This window comes from Pseudomonas tritici, assembly GCF_014268275.3.
GTDB classification, from domain to species: domain Bacteria; phylum Pseudomonadota; class Gammaproteobacteria; order Pseudomonadales; family Pseudomonadaceae; genus Aquipseudomonas; species Aquipseudomonas tritici.
In genome coordinates this window covers 568,237-583,640 of record NZ_CP077084.1, presented here as the reverse complement: position 1 = coordinate 583,640, position 15,404 = coordinate 568,237, and the positions used below count along the sequence as shown (strand labels likewise).

General features: G+C 60.1%; 14 protein-coding genes and 1 tRNA gene. 8 read left to right on the top strand and 7 right to left on the bottom strand.

The annotated features are described in order from the left end of the window. Positions 1-60 precede the first annotated feature (60 nt). Together HU722_RS02505 and HU722_RS02500 are read left to right on the top strand one after the other, a co-directional pair. On the top strand, positions 61-1,005 hold the full coding sequence (locus tag HU722_RS02505) for an alpha/beta hydrolase family protein (protein WP_065890259.1): 945 nt from the start codon (positions 61-63) through the stop codon (positions 1,003-1,005). Positions 1,006-1,017: 12 nt separating this feature from the next. After that, a complete protein-coding gene (locus HU722_RS02500; RefSeq protein ID WP_065875788.1) occupies positions 1,018-1,431 on the top strand; it encodes a hypothetical protein in 414 nt (137 codons plus the stop codon). 108 nt (positions 1,432-1,539) lie between these two features. On the opposite strand, the gene gabP is transcribed toward HU722_RS02500, so the two are convergent. Continuing rightward, complete coding sequence (gene gabP, locus HU722_RS02495) at positions 1,540-2,931, bottom strand: GABA permease (protein WP_065875789.1); 1,392 nt, start codon at positions 2,929-2,931, stop codon at positions 1,540-1,542. 555 nt (positions 2,932-3,486) lie between these two features. Between gabP and HU722_RS02490 the strand changes: the two genes are divergently transcribed. From HU722_RS02490 to HU722_RS02470, 5 genes are all read left to right on the top strand, one after another. Further along, positions 3,487-4,260: an ABC transporter ATP-binding protein gene (locus HU722_RS02490; protein ID WP_065890257.1), complete on the top strand. Its 774-nt coding sequence runs from the start codon at positions 3,487-3,489 to the stop codon at positions 4,258-4,260. A 13-nt stretch (positions 4,261-4,273) separates the two neighbouring features. Continuing rightward, on the top strand, positions 4,274-5,026 hold the full coding sequence (locus tag HU722_RS02485; protein ID WP_003187758.1) for an ABC transporter substrate-binding protein: 753 nt from the start codon (positions 4,274-4,276) through the stop codon (positions 5,024-5,026). Between the two features lie 74 nt (positions 5,027-5,100). Then, positions 5,101-5,793 (top strand): ABC transporter permease, encoded by a 693-nt coding sequence (locus HU722_RS02480; RefSeq protein ID WP_065875790.1) that lies wholly within the window; start codon positions 5,101-5,103, stop codon positions 5,791-5,793. Continuing rightward, entirely contained in the window at positions 5,793-6,482 is a 690-nt protein-coding gene (locus HU722_RS02475; protein ID WP_065875791.1) for an ABC transporter permease, read from the top strand. The genes HU722_RS02480 and HU722_RS02475 overlap by 1 nt, the downstream gene beginning before the upstream one ends. Further along, on the top strand, positions 6,463-7,650 hold the full coding sequence (locus HU722_RS02470) for a methyltransferase (RefSeq protein ID WP_186754395.1): 1,188 nt from the start codon (positions 6,463-6,465) through the stop codon (positions 7,648-7,650). Before HU722_RS02475 ends, HU722_RS02470 begins: the two co-directional genes overlap by 20 nt. A gap of 241 nt (positions 7,651-7,891) precedes the next feature. Here the strand turns inward: HU722_RS02470 and bcsQ are convergent, their stop codons facing one another. After that, complete coding sequence (gene bcsQ, locus HU722_RS02465) at positions 7,892-8,827, bottom strand: cellulose biosynthesis protein BcsQ (RefSeq protein WP_065890255.1); 936 nt, start codon at positions 8,825-8,827, stop codon at positions 7,892-7,894. Between the two features lie 264 nt (positions 8,828-9,091). Beyond that, positions 9,092-9,502 carry a hypothetical protein gene (locus tag HU722_RS02460; RefSeq protein WP_065875794.1) on the bottom strand — a complete coding sequence of 137 codons (411 nt, stop codon included), beginning with the start codon at positions 9,500-9,502 and terminating at the stop codon, positions 9,092-9,094. A 197-nt stretch (positions 9,503-9,699) separates the two neighbouring features. Here HU722_RS02460 and HU722_RS02455 point away from each other — a divergent pair. Then, positions 9,700-9,775, top strand: a tRNA-Thr gene (locus HU722_RS02455). A gap of 410 nt (positions 9,776-10,185) precedes the next feature. Here the strand turns inward: HU722_RS02455 and pelG are convergent. The 4 genes from pelG to HU722_RS02435 are packed head-to-tail and all read right to left on the bottom strand — an operon-like array spanning position 10,186 to position 15,401. Next, positions 10,186-11,556 (bottom strand): exopolysaccharide Pel transporter PelG, encoded by a 1,371-nt coding sequence (gene pelG, locus HU722_RS02450; RefSeq protein WP_065875795.1) that lies wholly within the window; start codon positions 11,554-11,556, stop codon positions 10,186-10,188. Continuing rightward, positions 11,557-13,071 carry a GT4 family glycosyltransferase PelF gene (gene pelF / locus HU722_RS02445; protein WP_065875796.1) on the bottom strand — a complete coding sequence of 505 codons (1,515 nt, stop codon included), beginning with the start codon at positions 13,069-13,071 and terminating at the stop codon, positions 11,557-11,559. It abuts the gene before it with no gap. Beyond that, positions 13,064-14,056, bottom strand: coding sequence for a HEAT repeat domain-containing protein (locus HU722_RS02440; protein ID WP_186754397.1), 993 nt, complete (start codon positions 14,054-14,056; stop codon positions 13,064-13,066). The genes pelF and HU722_RS02440 overlap by 8 nt, the downstream gene beginning before the upstream one ends. After that, on the bottom strand, positions 14,034-15,401 hold the full coding sequence (locus HU722_RS02435; protein WP_065879782.1) for a PelD GGDEF domain-containing protein: 1,368 nt from the start codon (positions 15,399-15,401) through the stop codon (positions 14,034-14,036). The genes HU722_RS02440 and HU722_RS02435 overlap by 23 nt, the downstream gene beginning before the upstream one ends. Between the last annotated feature and the right edge of the window lie 3 nt (positions 15,402-15,404).

The window sequence follows — 15,404 nt, the reverse complement described above, 5'->3', positions numbered from 1 at the left end:
TTATAAAAAGCGCGTGAGCTACCAAGCCCTCATAGAAAAGCGCAAGGAAAGAGTCGCCCTATGCACCTGCCAACCCGTCCCGCCCCCGAAGCGTTCCGTGAGCCCGCCGCTGACGGCTACCCCATCGGCGGCTTCACCTGGCGCCACCTGCGCACCGCCCTCGAACGCCCCGTCGTCGTCATCAACGCCGCCACCTCCGTACGCTGCCGCCACTACGCCCGCTTCGCCGACTACCTGTTCACCAACGGCCTTGACGTCATCACCTACGACTACCGTGGCATCGGCGAATCCCGCAGCGGCTCACTGCGTGGCTTCAAAGCCTCATGGTCGGATTGGGGCGTGCTGGATTTCGAGGCGATGCTGCAGCGAGCGCAACGGGAATTTCCAGGGCAGCCGATTGATGTCGTCGGCCACAGCTTCGGTGGCTGTGCAGCCGGGCTCGGGGCGTCGGGCGCGATCATCCGGCGGGTCGTGACCGTAGGGGCGCAGTTTGCGTACTGGCGCGATTACGCAGCAAATGAGCGTTGGCGGATGTTTGCCAAATGGCATGTAGTGATGCCGCTGGCGACGGCACTATGCGGGTACTTCCCCGGCAAACGCTTGGGCTGGCTGGAGGACACGCCAGCGGGCGTGGTGCGGGACTGGAGCACGCTAACGCCCAGGTTTGAAACGCGACCCAGCGGGCGAACCTTGGGTGAGTTGCCATTCAGTCGCGTGAAGGCGCAGATACTGGCCATCAGCATCACCGATGATCCATTCGGGACCGTCGCAGCCATCGAGCGACTACTGGGTTACTTCGACGGCAGTGAGCGCACTCATCTGCGGATCGCGCCTGCAGATATTGGCGAAAAGGCAGTCGGACATTTCGCATTTTTTCGCAGCGAGCATCAGGAGAGGCTGTGGCCGATTGCATTGGTGTGGCTGCAAAACGGCCAATTAGCTGCGGATCCCCTTGGGATTTCCCCCAACCTGCGCTTCAATACCCCCCCAGTTTCAGAACCCTAGGACGCTAAGCCCATGGCCTCGCCAGACAAGCAGCAAAAACGTGCCCAACGGGCAAAGGCCAAGGCCAAGCAAAACCGTACCCAGCGCGCTGTCGCGACCAAGCCGGATGCGTTTGCCGGTGATGACAGCCGCATTGACCTTGAGTCAGTGGATTTGACCGAGCTGTTCGTAGAAATGCGCGCTGCAGGAGAAACCAGCCAGCAAGCCCTCTGCGCCGTGTTCCTGGCCCACCCGTTGCTGGCGCTGGTGCTTGAGCAGGAAGGCGAAGAAGAAGCCACCGACTTTATCCTGGCGGCGCTGATCGAGTATCGGCAGTGGGCCACGGACACTGATGATGAAGCAGCAGCACTGGCGTGGATTGAGTCGCCAGAGTTCCAGGCGGATTACGTGGCGGCATCCCAGGTGCTGACCAGCTCGCAAGACTGACACCGGACAAAATGTGGGAGCCGGGCTTGCCCGCGATGGCGGTGTGTCAGCCGACGAAGATATCGACTATCAGTCCGTCATCGCGGGCAAGCCCGGCTCCCACAATGTTTAGTTCAGCACCGCAGCACCCGCTCTCTGCGCCTTGCGCCGGCTGGATACAAACAATCCCGCCAGCACCACCAGCAAGCTCAGCACCCCAGTCGCGATAATCTCGACCCGATGCGCTTCCTGGAACAGCATGATGGTCAGCGTGCCCACGATGAACACCATCACCGCGTAGGTCAGGCCCGGGAACAGCCACATCTTGAAGACGATCTTCTCACCCGCCGCGGCGCGTTTCTGGCGCATGCGCAGTTGCGACACCGCGATCACCAGATAGACCAGCAATGCAATGGCGCCCGAGCTGGCGAGCAGGAATTCGAACACTGCCGCCGGGGCCACGTAGTTGGCGAACACTGCCAGGAACGCTGCGCCAGTAGACAGCAGAACAGCCCAGTAAGGCGTGCCACTCTTGTTGGTGCGCTTGGCCACGGCCGGTGCATCACCGCGACGGCCCAGGGAGAACAGCATGCGTGAGGCGGTGTAAAGCGCCGAGTTCAGGCAGCTGGTCACGGCGACCAGTACCACCAGGTCGACAATCAGCTTGGCATTCGGGATGCCCATGCGTTCCAGTACGGTCTGATACGAACCCACCGCTGCCAGGGTCGGATCGTTCCATGGCACCAGGGACACCACGATGAAGATCGACAGCAGGTAGAACAGACCAATCCGCCAGATCACCGAGTTGGTGGCCTTGGTGATTTGCTGGCCTGGGTTCTTCGATTCAGCCGCCGCGATGGTGACGATCTCGGTGCCCATGAAGGAGAACATGGTGGTCAGGATCGCCGCCAATACCGCGCCCATGCCATTCGGCATGAAGCCTTGGGTGTCGAACAAGTGCGAAACGCCGCTGACCTGGCTGGTTGGCAGGAAACCGAAAATCGCCGCCAGGCCGAGGATCACGAAGCCCACAATCGCCACGACCTTGATCAGCGCAAACCAGAACTCGAACTCGCCGTAGTTCTTCACGCTGAACAGGTTGGTCGCGGTCAGCAGCAAGGTGATGATCAGCGTAAAGGCCCAGATGGCCACATCCGGGAACCAGGCATGCAGGATGGTCGCGGCGGCGTTGGCCTCCAACGGAATCACTAGCACCCAGAACCACCAATAGAGCCAGCCGATGGTAAAACCGGCCCAGTGGCCGATCGCCCGGTCGGCATAGGTGGAGAACGAACCGGTGTCCGGCGACGCGACGGCCATTTCGGCCAGCATGCGCATCACCAACACCACCAGCGTACCCGCAGCGGCGTAAGCCAACAGTACGGCCGGGCCAGCGGCAGCAATCGCGTGGCCGGAGCCAACAAACAAACCGGCACCGATGACGCCGGCAATCGACAGCATGGTGACGTGACGCGGTTTGAGCCCCTGTTCGAGGTCATTGGAGCTTTGCGTACTACTCATTGACACACCTTTACGAGGAATTGCGAAAACGGTCCGCCCGGCCTGCGATCTTTCTCGTGAAAAGAAACCAACAGGGCGTTCTTTATTTTTTACGCAAGATTTGCGCCAAAATGTTACGGCGTCGCGATTGACGCGGGTTGTAGGAAGATTGAGCAGTCATCGCAAGTCATTGAGAACAATGGCATTCCGCTATACCGTTACCGTGCGACTCACTTTCAAGACGAATAAACGCACCATAAACACACACAAAAAGTACGTGACGCCCTACAAAAGGGCTGATAAGCACCGTTTGCCCGGTTAACCCTTCCAACCCCCGGCCAAAGCTGGCACCATCGCGCCCTTTTTTACGCGAAGCCTGCGGCTTTTCGGGTTCAAACGGTTGTTCGGTTGTTGATGGCGCGACACGCTGCTGTGCCGATGCGACACCCTGCCGCACACCACCTGTTTACCGCCGGCCGCGCTGTTGGCTGCCATCAAGACGCTATGCTAGCTTGGCGCCTCGCCAGGAAGGCGGACCAACAGCGAAGATCGCAACGAACACAACGAGGACCGCACATGGCCGAGGCCACGCCCGCGCTTGAAATCCGCAACTTGCATAAACGCTATGGTGAGCTGGAGGTACTTAAAGGTATTTCGCTGACCGCTCGCGACGGCGATGTGATCTCGATCCTGGGTTCCTCCGGTTCCGGCAAGTCCACCTTCCTGCGCTGCATCAACCTGCTGGAAAACCCGCACGAGGGCCAGATCCTGGTGGCCGGCGAAGAACTCAAGCTCAAGGCCGCGAAAAACGGCGAGCTGATGGCCGCCGACGGCAAGCAGATCAACCGCCTGCGCAGCGAAATCGGTTTTGTGTTTCAAAACTTTAACCTGTGGCCGCACATGAGCATCCTCGACAACATCATCGAGGCCCCCCGCCGTGTGCTCGGCCAAAGTAAAGCCGAAGCCATTGAAGTGGCTGAAGCCCTGCTGGCCAAGGTCGGGATTGCCGACAAGCGCCACGCCTACCCCGCGCAATTGTCCGGCGGCCAGCAACAACGGGCGGCCATCGCGCGCACCCTGGCGATGCAACCCAAGGTCATCCTGTTCGACGAGCCCACTTCGGCGCTTGACCCGGAAATGGTTCAGGAAGTACTTAATGTGATCCGCGCGCTGGCCGAAGAAGGCCGCACCATGCTGCTGGTCACCCATGAAATGGGCTTCGCCCGCCAAGTGTCCAGTGAAGTGGTGTTCCTCCACCAGGGCCTGGTCGAAGAGCAAGGATCGCCACAGCAGGTGTTTGAAAACCCGCTTTCGGCGCGCTGCAAACAATTCATGTCCAGCAACCGCTAACGGAGCAACATGCATGCAGAACTATAAAAAATTCCTTCTGGCCGCGGCCGTCTCGATGGCGTTCAGCGCCACGGCCATGGCAGAAACCTTGAAAATGGGGATCGAAGCGGCCTATCCGCCGTTCAACAACAAGGACGCCAGCGGCAACGTCGTCGGCTTCGACAAAGACATCGGTGACGCCCTGTGCGCCAAGATGAAAGTCGAGAAGTGCGAAGTGTATGTGTCCGACTGGGACGGCATCATCCCGGCCCTGAACGCCAAGAAGTTCGACTTCCTGGTGTCCTCGCTGTCCATCACCGATGAACGCAAGCAGGCCGTCGACTTCACCGACCCGTACTACTCCAACAAACTGCAGTTCATCGCACCTAAAGCCACCGCCGACTTCAAGACCGACGCCGCTTACCTGAAAGGAAAAGTCATCGGTGCACAACGCGCGACGTTGGCCGGTACTTACCTGGAAGACAAGCTGCCTGATACCGAAGCCAAGCTCTACGACACCCAGGAAAACGCCTACCTCGACCTGACGTCCGGTCGCCTGGACGGCATCCTGGCCGACAAGTACGTGCAGTACGAATGGCTCAAGAGCAAAGACGGTTCCGCCTACGAGTTCAAAGGCGACCCGGTGGTAGAAAGCGACAAGATCGGTATCGCCGTACGTAAAGGCGACCCGCTGCGCGAACGCCTGAACAAAGCCCTGGCGGAGATCAAGGCAGACGGCACCTACAAGAAGATCAACGACAAGTACTTCCCTTTCAGCATCGAATGATCTGAACGGTATGCCCGACGCGCTCATGTGAGCGCGTCGGCTTTTTGCAATGCCTGCCGCGATATGAAAACACCATGAATTTCGATCTCTACGGATTCGGCCCGGCGCTTGCCGCTGGCGCGCTGATGACCGTCAAACTGGCGCTCACGGCTTTGTGCCTGGGGCTGGTGCTCGGCCTTGCCGGGGCCTTGGCCAAGACTTCACCGTACAAGCCGCTGCAATGGGTGGGTGGCGCGTATTCGACCATCGTGCGCGGCGTGCCGGAACTGTTGTGGGTGCTGCTCATTTACTTCGGCACGATCAATCTGATGCGTGAACTGGGCGAGGTGTTCGGCATTCCCGACCTGTCACTCAGTGCCTTCGCCGCCGGGGTCATCGCCTTGGGCTTGTGCTATGGCGCCTACGCCACGGAAGTCCTGCGCGGCGCAATCATCGCCATCCCCAAGGGCCACCGCGAAGCCGGTTTGGCGCTGGGGCTGTCGAAAACCCGCATCTTCACGCGCCTGATCATGCCGCAGATGTGGCGCATCGCCCTACCGGGCCTGGGCAACCTGTTCATGATCCTGATGAAGGATACCGCGCTGGTCACCGTCATCGGCCTTGAAGAAATCATGCGTCACGCGCAGATCGCGGTCACCGTCACCCGGCAGCCCTTCACCTTTTATCTGGTGGCGGCCTTCATCTATCTGGGCCTTACTTCGCTGTCGATGATCGGCATGCACTTGCTGGAACAACGCGCCGCGCGCGGCTTCGTGAGGACGACGTAATGGAATGGGAAGTCATCCTCAAGTGGCTGCCGAAATTTATCCAGGGCGCCATCCTGACCCTGGAGCTGGTGGGCATTGCCGTGATTCTCGGGTTGCTACTCGCGATTCCCCTAGGCGTCGCCCGGGCGTCCAAGCGTTGGTATGTGCGCTCGCTGCCCTACGCCTACATCTTCTTTTTCCGTGGCACACCGCTGCTGGTGCAATTGTTCCTGGTGTACTACGGCCTGGCTCAATTCGATGCGGTGAAAACCAGCTTCATGTGGCCGTATTTGCGTGATCCGTTCTGGTGCGCCACGGCCACCATGACCCTGCACACCGCCGCCTACATCGCCGAGATCCTGCGCGGCGCGATCCAGGCGATTCCACCGGGTGAAATCGAAGCGGCCCGGGCACTGGGCATGTCCAGGCCCAAGACGTTGTTCTACATCATCCTGCCCCGTGCCGCGCGCATCGGCCTGCCCGCCTACAGCAACGAAGTGATCCTGATGCTCAAGGCCAGTTCGCTGGCGAGCACGGTGACACTGCTGGAGCTGACCGGCATGGCCAGGACGATCATCGCGCGCAACTATCTGACGGTGGATATGTTCTTCACCGCCGGCGTGTTCTACCTGCTGATGTCGTACCTGCTGGTACGCGGTTTCAAACTGCTGGAACGCTGGCTGCGCGTCGATGAATGCCAGGGACGTTGAGGCACGCTTCCAGGCGCTGGATGCGTTTCTGATCGAGCACCAAGGGCTGTGGAAACCACGGCCCTTTACGCATCGGCATCTACCCTGGGAAACCGAACATCCCGACCTCGCCGCCTGGCTGCGTCAACGTTCGTTGGCCGATGCGGAAACCAGTCACAACCAGCCGCATGATCTGGCGGCACCTGCTCCGTTTCCACAACTTGCCGCGCAAGCCCGACACCTCAGCGCTGTGGATCAATTACCAACGCAGCCGCTGGCACCCGCTCGCCATCGCCTGAACGTCGACGTCCCCGGCCGCAAATGGCAGCAAATCGAAGCGTTCGGCGCTGCCCTGCAGTTTGCGCAAACACCCACGCACTGGCTCGACTGGTGTGCGGGCAAGGGCTACCTTGGCCGTCGCCTGTTGCAAGCCGATCAAGCGCTGACCTGCCTGGAATATGATCCGGCGTTGATCGCCGCAGGCCAGGCGTTGAGCGATCACCATGGCCTGCCCGTTATCCATCGCCTGCAAGATGTGATGGCCGATGTGGCGCTCAGCCGTGAACACACGCCCGTCGCCCTGCACGCCTGTGGCGACCTGCACGTGCGCCTGCTAAAACTGGCCAACGCGGTCGGTTGCCAACAGCTCGCGCTGGCGCCCTGCTGCTATAACCGCATCACCGCCGACACCTACCAGGCACTGTCCAACGCAGGCCGCGCCTCAACCTTGCAACTGTCGATCGATGACCTTGGCCTGCCCCTGAGCGAAACCGTCACCGCCGGCAAGCGGGTGCGCTTGCAGCGCGACACATCCATGGCGCGGCGCCTGGGTTTCGATCAACTGCAACGCGAGCTGCGTGGCTGCGACGAATACCTGCCCGCGCCTTCGCTGCCCACGAGTTGGCTGGACAAGCCTTTCGCCGACTACTGCCGGGAACTGGCACGCCTTAAAGGGTTATCCACAGGTGAACAGAAGTGGGCGACATTAGAGGCGTACGGCTGGAGCCGCTTGGCCGAGGTCAGAAACCTGGAATTGGTGCGTGGCCTATTTCGGCGCCCGCTGGAGTTATGGCTGGTACTGGATCGGGCATTGTTTCTAAGCGAAACCGGCTACAAGGTCGAAGTGGGCAGCTTCTGCGAACCCGCATTGACGCCGCGCAACTTGATGGTGCTTGCCGAGCGCGATTAAGGGGCAGAATTGTCGCACCACAGCCTGTGGATAACTCTGTTGATGGATTCTTTACAGAGCCTGTAGCCATCTACGCTACAGGTCAAAAACCAAGCTGATCATTTTTTGTTCACAAAATAAAACACCCGCAAAACAGGCAGTTGCGGCGGGATGAGAACCGCTCCACAAAATGGCTGTTACGTGACCCCCTCAACCAACCGATTGTGCATAAGCATCTGGCGTTAAGCGTATAAACCGCGACTTATAGCGATTTTTTGCGCGCAATCAATAACCGGCAAAGCTCGTCGATATCGTCTCCGGCCAAGGTCAATGCCTGGCTGTCCAAGGGGTCGATACCAAACGCCAGCGCTTCACTGATTGCCTTGTCGCGGTGCACCTCCAACGGCGGCTGTCCACCCAGGCGCTGCTTGAACGCCTCAAGCATGTCCAGGGTGAAGGCATCGTCCTCATCCAGTTGGTTAAGCACATAGCGAACCTGCGGCGGGCCCTCGCGCGCAAGATGTGGCGCCAGCAGCCTATCGAGTTGGTCCAGGGTGCCCAAGGACGCGGCGTCAGCCTTGGCAATCACCAACACCACATCGGCCACGCTCAAGGCTTGATGAAAGTAGACATTATTACCGGCGGGGGTATCGATGATCACCGTTTGCCGCGCGCTCAGGTGCAACCCCGACAACTGCTGCGCCAGCCAACCCGGTTCGCGCTTGAGCCAACCGTGAAGGTTTTCCTGCTGCTGGGCATCGATATCGCCAAAGGGGATGACCCGGCACCCGGCGAAGCCCGGTTGCTGGATCTGAGCCCAGGGCGTATTCAACAAGCTGGTGCGACCGATGCCAGGCAAGCTCGCGCTGACGCCGAAGTGATGACGCAATGCGTTCTGCGGGTCCAAGTCCAAGGCCACCACCGACTCACCCAACCGCTGCATGCCGCTGCTCAAGGCAGTGACCAGCGTGCTGCGGCCCACGCCTCCATTGGCCGATACCAACGCGACTACAGTTGGCCGTGCCACGGCAACATCTTCCTGTTGAGGTGGTTCATTGGCGCTCGGGCCTGAAGAAGGAAAGGGGGCGCCATCGTCGACCGGAACACTGCCGAAGAAATGCAACCGCGCGCTCAGCCCGCGCACATCTCGAGTGACATGTTTGCCGAGCAACACAAAAATCTCGTCAGTAAGGCTCATGACCAAACTCCCACACGACGCTGCCTAAAGACGTGAAGGGTCGGCAAGAAGAAGGCTTACCGCAGGTCTTTTTATATAGGCGGCTCTGCTACCGCATTCTCTGACACCGACAACAAAGTGTCATTATTTTGATGAAGTTAACGCTGAATTTTTAGACCGGCGGCAAGTAGTCAAATTAATGACCACGCCAGCATTGGCCCCAAAGTATTTGTACACATGAACGAACCGGGCACCCGACTGCCCGGTTCTGGCACACCAATCGACTTAAGGGCGAATGCGGCGCTCGGTGAACTCGTAATCACCCTGGCAATCACTGGAAGGATCCGCCGCCACACTTACGTAATGCACGGTATCCGGGTCCACCAGTTTATACGTGTAGATATCCGGCGAAGGCACGCCATCCGTGCGCAATTCATTCTTGCCATTGGCCGCTGCCCACGTGCCCTGCTCGGTCTGAATCACCTGAGTCTGCTGCGCATCACGGAAGAAGGTAATAGTGAAACGGCCGTCCGGCTTGAGGTTATTGGTCCACGACAGGAACTGGCACTTGCTGGTCTCCGTGCGCAAACCCTTCCAGGTGCCGACCAAAGCTGGATCGTTGCCAGGCTTATGGGTGGAACACGCGCTGAGGGCCGTGACGAGAAGGATGAGGGACAGTGAAAGAGTCCGTTTCATGTAGGGCTTCCTTTGGTAGAAATGGTGCGGAGGCTGCCTCGATCAAGGCCGAGTAGACCGCTAGATGACGAGGGATGAATCCTACCTCGTTGCGAGGAAAAAGGGATCATTGCGAGAAAACCTTGGCTTCTGCAAAAATAGTCAGAATTCAGGGGTTTACAGAAGCTTGGCAATCGCTATAATCGTCGCCCTAACACGCCGGTATAGCTCAGTTGGTAGAGCAACTGACTTGTAATCAGTAGGTCCCGGGTTCGACTCCTGGTGCCGGCACCAAACAAAACGAAGGCTCGCAGAAATGCGGGCCTTTGTTGTTTCTACACTTTGGTGTTATTGCGAGTTGCCTCGCCCCGTTTGAGCTTGCGCCGCGGCTTCTCAAAGTCCTCGCGAAATGAGCCTCCCTCCCCCTCGCGGCGTAAGTTAGACGCATAAAAAGCTTCTGCTCTACAAACAAACAGCGACTTGATTCTCCCGCTCGAGCAAAAAACTACGACTGACCTACACTCAGCGCGGCAGTATCCTTTTGCCGTCATTCAGGGATAGGGATCATGTTAAGAGCGTACGTAAAAACAGTCCTGAAGGTGCTGGAGTCTCCTTGAAACACCGGGCAATAACCCGCCGTCAGCAACAAAAAAGGCACTTGCCGCTAACCGACAAGTGCCTTTTTTATTCGCCAGCCACCGCGATCAGCGCGACAACATAAACGTCTCGTACTCCAGATCCTCCAACGCCGTCGACAACCGCGCCAGCCCCAGCAGTACGCACGCCAGCAGCGACAGCGTAAACCCATACCCGAAGAAGCTCGGCCCCAGGTGCATGCTCAGCAGCGTCAAGCCGGCGTTTAGGACGGCGAACAGGACGCACAATTCCAACACCACGCGGCGTTTGTCGAGGTAGAAGAACACGTTGAGCAGCGCCATGAAGACGACCTGGATGCTCACGCCGATCAGGTCGATGTAGAACAGTGGCAGGTAGTAACTGGAGATGCCCAGCCAGTCCAGCAGGCGTGGTGCGAAGAGGAACAGCAGCACCACGGTGAGGCCTTGGACTTTGCAGATTTCGAGCAGACCCTGGCGGATGGACAGGGTCATTTCGGTCTTCAGGGAGCCGATATGCTGCAGGGTTTCGCCGTCGCGGATGGCCCGGAACAGGCGGTCGTACCATTCGGCAAAGTCGGTTTCGATGCGCACTAGGAACACGGCCATGCCGGGGATGATCGCGAGGTAGGCGATGAAGATCGGCATGTCGTAGAGGATCGAGGCGCGCAGCGGGCCGATGACGGTGTTGGAGGTGGCCGGGTTGAACCAGAACATGATCTTGTCCACCCAGATGCCGAAGTTGTAGAAGAACCCGGTCACCAGCAGGCTGAGGAACACGTTGCGGCGATCGAGGAAGTCGAAGGCGATGAGCTTCTCAGCCCGGTATTCGCGCAGGATGTCGTAGAGGTACAGGAACAGCAACGTGCTGTGCCCGATCAACAGCGCCAGCAGCAAGCCTGGCATCTGCAGGAAGCTCAGCAGGTAGGCGCTCGCAACCATCAGCGAGTAGCCCACCAGCATCACCAGCAGGATGCGGTTATATTTTTTCATCCCCGACAGGAAAATGATCACCAGCCACAGGTTGCACAGCACCACGAAGTTCGAGAGCACCAGCACGCGGTAGATCAGCGGCTGATCGAACAGCACCGCCAGCAGGATGATGCCGAGTACGCCAGCGCCCACGGTAACCATCAGCAATATGCCCAGCAGGTTGGGCAGGATTTGCTCGTAGTTGCGCTGGAACAGTTGGTCGGACACAAACCGGGTAAAGAACAGTTGCAGGCCGCCCGTCAGGATCAACGAGCTGGCCATCAGGTACGTCACCGTCACCAGAAACTGCCCGACCAGCGAGTTGGGCAACATCAAGCCCAGGCTGATGATGCCCACCAGCATCACGCTGATGATCGACAACACCCACGGCCCGGAGCTGATCAGCCCGGCATAGACGTAGGCATGCAGGGTGGCGGTGTAAGAGTCGCGCGAGAGGATCTTGCGCAGTTCAAAGCCAATACCGGCCATTTAGCTGTTCTCCATGGCTGCCTGGTACAGGTCGCGGTAGCGCTGCAACATCAAGGCTTCGGTGTAATAACGGTTGACCCGCGCCAGGCCGCTGGCCTGTGCGGCTTGCCAGCGTTCCGGGCTGCGCAGCAGTTCCAGGATGGCGACGGAGGTGGCCTGTGGGTCGGCGATCGCGACAACCTTGCCCGCAATACCAAGGTCACGGTCTTCGGCGCTGCCGCCTTCGATCAGTTCGCGGCACGAGCCCACGTCGCTGCTGACCACCGGCGTGCCGGCGGCCCAGGCTTCGAGGATCACCAGGGGTTGCGCCTCACTGATCGAGGTCAACACCATCAGGCCGAGCTGCGGCAGGATGTCCTGGATGCGCTGGAAGCCGAGGAAGTGCACCTTGCCCTCCAGGCCCAAGCTGGCCATCAGGCTGCGGCATTCGCTGACGTACTCCGGGTCTTCCTCTTCCGGCCCGACGATCCAGCCTTCAACCTCAGGCATGGCACTGATCACACCGCGCATGGCCCGCAGGAAGGTTTTCACGTCCTTGATCGGCACCACACGCCCGATCAGGCCCACCCGCGGGGCAATGCCCGGCGCGCGTGTTTCAAGCACACGATTCCACTGCGACAGGTCGATGCCGTTGGCAATCAATTGCGTGCGCGCAGGCTCGGCGCCGTCCTTGATCTGGCGCTGACGGTTACCGTCATACAAGGCGATGATGTTGTCGGCGCTGTTGTAGGCCAATTGGCCGATCCGCTCGAAGTAGCGCACCCACAGTGTACGGATGTAACCCGAGCCGCCGTCGAGGCTGCGGTTCAGCGCCTGGCCGGAGGTCTCGGCGATCCACGAGGCCTGGGCCAGGTCGATCTTGCGTTCTTTGGTGTAAATGCCGTGCTCGCTGAGCAAGTAGGCGCAGTTCCAGCGTTGCTTGAGAATGCAGCCCAAAAGCCCGGCGTAACCGGTGGAAATCGAATGCAGCATGCGCGCCCGCGGCATTTTGCGTGAGGCTTCGGCCAGCATCAGCAAAGGCGACTGCAGCGAGCGCAGGGTCCAGAAATAATTGACGAAGGACGGGTCGGCGCAATGCAGGCGATAACCTTCGCTGAGCGTCTCCCAACTGGCGCGGCTGCGCAGGACGTCGTCGAGGGTCATGTCGCCGTTGGCGATGCAATCGAGCAGCTTCTCACCCAGCTCACGTTCAGGCTGATCCGGGTGATGCAAAAAGCGATACAGGTCGGCCAGGTGCTGTGGGTCGGCTTCGCGCGGTGTGCCGCGCAAATGGGTGGGATGGGTCGCGTCTTCGAGAAACATCTCTTCGATGTGCAGCACGTTGGCCGGCACTTCGTAACGGCGTTTCTCATACGCTGAGCGCTGGCCGCCGATGAACATCACCGAAAAGGTCAACTCCGGCAGGCCGAGGATCATCTGGTGAATCCAGCTCGACACGCCGCCGCGCACGTAAGGCCAGGTGCCTTCGAGCAGCAGGCAGATGTCTGCAATCGGTGCCTCTTGCTTGTTACTCATTCCAGCTCCTCACCAACTCAGCGAACGGTGGCCGCTGGCGGGTTTTCTCGGGAAGGCTGGCGAGCAACCCGGGAATTTCGTGATAACGACCGGCCTCGAACGCCAGCTCTGCGCGAAACGGCAAGACCTGGGCCGAACCCATGCCGTTTTCTTCCGCCAGGCGCAGCAGGACTTCGGCGCGCTCGTTCTCGCCGCGCTCAAGGGCGATACGGCCGGCCAGCAGGAACAGCTCACCGCCCTCGCCCGCCGCCAAGCCCTGCTCGGCATGCTCGCTGGCCTGGTTGAGTACGTGCTCCAGCACGCTGCCTTGCGCCAGGCCGAGGTAGGCCAGTTCCCAGTACCAGCGCGCCAGCATGCTGTGGACCGGGCCTGCGGTGCGCGTACTGACATCCACCAGTTGCTCGAGGGCCATCTGGATATGCAGGTTGATATCGCTTTCCTGCTTGTCGAGCATCGAGTAGGCGAGCAGGCGCACGTCGTCGCTGGGGTCTGCCAGCGCCAACTTGAGAATGGGCACCGCTTCCTTGCCGGGCATCCGTCGCGTGGCCAACAAGGCCGACAAACGCTGGTCCGGATCGGGCGCGTGACGCAGCACATCTTGTAAGCCGCCATCGGCGAAAACCGGCTTGTGCAATTGCGCCTGCGCGCGGTACGGCAAGCTTGGAATACCAACGGCCTGCCAGGCTTGTTTGTCGCGTTTGCGCGGCAAGTACAGCGCCGGGAAGATCGCAGCCACCACACCCAAGGTGCCGATGACCGGCACAAAGAACGCCAGGCTGAAGATGAACAGCGGGCTCCACGGCAACGGCTTGCGGTAGCGCGCCGGCAGCAACAGCCACACGGCCGCGCATAGCATCAGGCAGGCGAGCCCGTGGCTGAAGGAGAAGACCAGCAATTGGTGCAATTGAGGCGAATCGAGCCACAAACTGGCCCAACTGCCCGCCTCTAACAACAAGGCTCCGCTAAACAGCCACTTGCTGATCATTCAAGCCACACTCGTTGTAAAGGAAGTTACGCAGCCCGTTGCGATCACAGCCAGGCTCCAGGTTGAAAGGCATCACCCGTACGCCCAGGCTTTCGAAGTCGCTGTCGATACCAAAGTGCTCATGCAACAGCAGACTGATACGGGCCAGGTAGCCCTCGGTGCCTTGCGGGCTGGTCAACGGCAACAACACCAACAGCAGCGCGTGGTCGCGGTTGTTGCGCACCGGCAAGTGAAGGTCCAGGCCGCGCTGGCTGCGCTCCATCAGGCGCGTCAGCTCGTCGTTGGGGCGCGTCATCTCAAACGCGAACAACCCGGCCGGCAAGGTGTGCTGCTCGATGTCCACCAGCGAGCGCTTGAGTTGCAACGTGAACTGCTGGGCGTCGGCGTCCGGCAGTTGCAGCACTTGCGGGTCGCGACGCAGCAGGTCGGCGATGTGGCCGGCCAGCAGCGACAACAGGCTCAAGGTGCGGTCCTGGAACGCAAAGAACGGCATTTGCCGAACCGCCAGGATGGCCATCAGGTTGCCTTCGGCATCGATCAGCGGGATGCACGCTTGCAGCGACGAAAACTGCGAGGAGTTGCCGGAATCAATCAATTCCTGGCGCACGCTGACCAGTTCACCGCGCTCAAGGCACAGCTTGATCAGGTCATCACCCGCGTCCAACGGGCCCATCACACCGATCATCGCCAGGGCTTGCGGCAGTATGTTTTTTTCGCTGTCGTCGACGCGGTACAACCCAGCCACGCGCAAGGCGCCGTACTGGCCGAGCATCGCTACGATGGGCTCAGCCAGCGCGATCAGGGCATCGCCTTCGACCGGCATGCCGCGCAGCTTTTCCCGCAAGCCCAGCAAGGAACTGCGCAGGCTCTGGTCGCTGCCCGCCACACGCTGCTCGAGCAGGTCATGGGAGACCCGCAGAATCTGGTGGGCGCGGGTGAATTCGTCGAGACGGTACTGACGGTATTCGTTGGCCATCTGCAGACGCTCAAGGCGACGCACCCACAGGTCCCGCACTTCACCGACGAGCATCCCGCACACCAGCACGCCGACGATAAACGACGGATCAAGCTGGGTGTAACCTTCGTGCCCGCTGCTGCGCAGCGCAAACAGCGCCGCCACCACCAGAACCGCGCTGAACAAGCCGCGCACGAAGCCATAACGTACACCTAACAGCAGCGGTGCCAGGATCGGCCAAGGGAAACCGGCATGCATCTGCAACGGGTCTTCAGGCGTGAGCCAGAAGCCGAGGCCGATCGCCAGGCCCGTCACCAGTATCGTTTCCAGCCAAGACACCGGCCCGCTGGCGCGAGGCGCCAGGCTGTAATCCATGTGTGGAGAATTCATTAC